This is a genomic window from Luteimicrobium sp. NPDC057192 (assembly GCF_042670205.1).
Taxonomy (GTDB): domain Bacteria; phylum Actinomycetota; class Actinomycetes; order Actinomycetales; family Cellulomonadaceae; genus Luteimicrobium.
Genome location: NZ_JBHUWD010000003.1, coordinates 1 through 3803, shown reverse-complemented (window position 1 = coordinate 3803; position 3803 = coordinate 1). Strand labels below are relative to the sequence as shown.

Genomic DNA, 3803 nt, shown 5'->3' with positions numbered 1-3803 from the left:
GGGGTTCACCCACCTCTTTTCTTTCTCTTTGTTGTGGTTGGGGGGGGGGGGGGGGGGGGGGGGGGGCGGCGGGGGGGGGGGGGGGCCCCCCCCCCGCCCCCCCACGCCGCCCGACCGATCAGAACCCCACGCACACGTGTTGATTCTTGTCTTGGAATGCTCGTAACTGTTGCCTTTGCCGGTAACCGTTGTCAGACTGTGTCTCGTTGGTGAGCGGAATCTGCGCGAAAGAGCGCTCGCTGGCACGACGCACCTCGCCGAGATATCGGCTCAACGATGAGAAGAGGTAGGCAGATGTTCGACCCACCCCCCACGAGGGCCCCGAGCCACGGACCCCGGCTGCTGCGCTCCGCGGCCGTCGGCGTCCTCGCGCTCGCGACCGCGGTGACCGTCGTCCCGACGGCGACCGCGGGTACCCACACGGGCGTCGCCGACGCCCTCGCGTCGGCGGTCGCGCCGACCGTCGACCAGACCGGGCAGAGCGGGCTCCGCGCGGACTACTACACGATCACGAACACGAGCACGTTCGCGCTCGACCCCGCCAACCTCAAGGCGTCGGTGCTCGACCCGGACGTCGACGTCAGCGACATGATCCCCGTCTTCAAGGCGATGACCGGTCAGACGGAGAACGTGGGCGTGCGCTGGTCCGGGTTCATCACGGCGCCCAAGACGGGCGACTACACGTTCTCGGCCATCGGCGACAACGGCTTCCGGCTGTGGGTCGGCGGGAGCGACGCGTCCGACCTCCTCATCGACTTCTGGGTCAACCAGTGGGACACGGAGCAGACCGCGACCCGCACGGTGCACCTCGAGGCGGGCCAGCCCGTGCCGTTCACGTTCGAGCAGTTCCAGGCGACGGGTGGCGCGAACGTCCACCTGCGCTGGGCCTCGACGGACGCCGGGATCGCCAAGGAGGCCGTGCCTGCGTCCGCGTTCACCCCGCCGTCGGACTTCAACCCGTACGACGTCAGCGCGACGATCCCGTCGAAGGGCGACAGCGTCGTCCTGACGTTCCCCGGGGCGGTGGCGAACACCGACGACCTCGCGCAGCACCTGCGCGTCCCGATCGACGGCACGGACTACCCGATCTCGTCGGTCACGGCCAGCGGCAGCACCGTGACGGTCGGGCTGGGCGCGTCCGTGCTCGGCAAGGCGTACGGCCGCGTCGTCTTCGACGGCAAGGGCTCGCTCACCGCGGGCGGCGAGAAGGTCCCCGGCTTCAACGCCGCGATCGACAACGCCTCGACCTACCAGCTCACCACCAAGTGGGCCAAGGACGTCGACCCGAACAACCCCCTGCCCGAGTACCCGCGCCCCCAGCTGACGCGCGGCGACTGGCAGAACCTCAACGGCAAGTGGGACTTCACCCCGCTCGCCGCAGCGGACACCGCGCCCCCGACGACGTGGACCGACGCGCAGACCGCGGTGGTCCCGTACCCGATCGAGTCGCAGCTGTCGGGCATCCAGAAGCACTACGACAACTTCGCGTACCACCGGACGTTCACGGTGCCGTCGTCCTGGAACGTGGGCGACAAGCCGAAGCAGCAGCGCCTCGAGCTGAACTTCGGTGCGGTCGACTACCAGGCCACGGTGCTGGTCAACGGCAAGGTCGTCGCCGAGCACACGGGCGGCTACGACGCGTTCACCGCGGACATCACGGACGCCGTGAAGAAGGGCCGGAACGACGTCGTCGTCCGCGTCACGGACACGACCGGCGCCCAGCCCACGGGCAAGCAGTCGGCGAACCCGTCCGGGATCTTCTACACGCCGTCGTCGGGCATCTGGCAGACGGTGTGGCTGGAGCCGGTCAAGCAGGTCCACGTCGACTCGCTCAAGCTCACGCCGCAGCTCTCCGACTCGGCCGACGGTGTCGGTGACGCGGTCCAGGTGACGGCGAACGCCGAGGGCGCGTCGAAGAACGCGTCGGTCATCGTCACGGCGTTCGACGCCAAGGGCAAGAAGGTCGGCGCCGTCAGCGGCGGCGCGAACGAGCAGCTCAGCCTGCGCATCGCGAACTCGCACCGGTGGACGCCGGACGACCCGTATCTGTACACGCTCAAGGTCCAGCTCCACGATGGCGCCTCCAAGGACACCGTGGGCAGCTACGTCGGGGTCCGGTCGATCGGCATCAAGAACATCGACGGCGTGAACCGGATCGTCCTCAACGGCAAGCAGACGTTCCTCCTGTCGACGCTGGACCAGGGCTTCTGGCCCGACGGCGTCTACACCGCCCCGACGGACGAGGCCCTCAAGTGGGACGTCCAGACCACCAAGGACCTGGGCTTCAACACCATCCGCAAGCACATCAAGGTCGAGCCGGCGCGGTGGTACTACGACGCCGACAAGATCGGGATGATGGTCTGGCAGGACATGCCGTCCGGCTCGAACAACAACCAGGCCCAGCGTGACGAGTGGTCCTCCGAGCTGCACCGGATGATCGACCAGCACATCTCGACGACGTCGATCATCGGCTGGATCCCCTTCAACGAGGGTTGGGGCCAGTGGGGCATCAGCGAGGCCGCGGACGTCGCGGCGTCGATCAAGGCCCAGGACCCGTCGCGCCTCGTCAACACCCGCAGCGGCCAGAACTGCTGCAACATGCCCGGTGACACGCACTCGGGCGACATCATCGACTACCACGACTACACCGGGCCGGGTAACCCGTCGCCCGACGCCACGCGCGCCGCGATCGACGGCGAGCACGGCGGGTTCTCGCTCGCGACCCTCGGCCACATGTGGGCCGGCGGCTCGATCAACCCCTACGGCGAGGTGACGGACTCGAAGAGCCTCACCGACGCGTACGTCGAGAACACGGCGAAGCTCGTCGGGTACGCCCGTGACCACCTGTCCGGCTCGGTCTACACGCAGCTGACGGACGTCGAGGGCGAGCTCAACGGGTTCTTCACCTACGACCGTCGCATCTCCAAGATGGACGAGGCCCGCGTGCGGGCCATCAACGCGGAGGTCGTGGCGGCGGGGGCGGGCGAGCCCGCGAACGCCGGGCGCCCGGGCCTCGTCGGCGTCGGCGCGTGGAGCTTCGACTCCGCGTCCGGCGTCACCGTGCCCGACCAGAGCGGCCGGGCGGGGGCGGCGACCCTCGTCGGCGGCGCGACGCTCGTCGACGGGAAGCACGGCAAGGCGGTCGCGCTGGACGGCAAGACCGCCCAGGCCACGGCGTCCGTGCCGCAGCTCGACACCGCCCAGAGCTACTCGGTCTCGGCGTGGGTCCGCATGGACGCGCTCCCGACCGCGTACTCGACGGCTGTGGCCGCGAACAGCGTCCAGGCCACGGGCTCCAGCCCGTTCTTCCTGCAGTACAGCGGGTCGAACAACGCCCAGCAGGGGTTCGCGTTCAGCTTCCCCAACGGGCCGCGCGCCATCGCCACGAACGTCAAGGTCCAGGTGGGGCAGTGGTACCACGTGGTCGGCGTCCGTGACGCGGACAAGGGCACCATCGCCCTCTACGTGAACGGCGCGCTGCAGAGCACCCAGCCGACGACGGAGACGCACGCCACCAGCGGCACCGTCTCGGTCGGTCGGGCGCAGTGGCAGGGCAACGACGTCGACTTCCTCAAGGGAGCCGTCGACGACGTCCACGTCTTCGACCGCGCGCTCACCGCGGACGACGTCGCGCAGCTCGCGAAGTAGGACCGCACACCCGGCGAGCGTCGCTCCCCGCCAGAGCGGGGGCGACGCTCGATCATTCGATCGCGGGTGATATCGGCATTTCTTGCGTAGGAAATCACTTGCGCCCGAATCATTCGTGCAGGCATGAGCATTTCGGCAGCGAAGGCGTTTGCTTC

The 3803-nt window shown here is 69.0% G+C and carries 1 protein-coding gene; it reads left to right on the top strand.

The window, feature by feature from the left end; all coding sequences use genetic code 11:
- Positions 1–294 precede the first annotated feature (294 nt).
- Complete coding sequence (locus tag ACFT5B_RS02675) at positions 295–3648, top strand: LamG-like jellyroll fold domain-containing protein (RefSeq protein ID WP_386796431.1); 3354 nt, start codon at positions 295–297, stop codon at positions 3646–3648.
- Positions 3649–3803: the final 155 nt, after the last annotated feature.

What these genes read in the sequence shown, in the direction of transcription:
- ACFT5B_RS02675 (WP_386796431.1), top strand. Translation starts at nt 295, where the DNA reads ATGTTCGACCCACCCCCCACGAGGGCCCCGAGCCACGGACCCCGGCTG.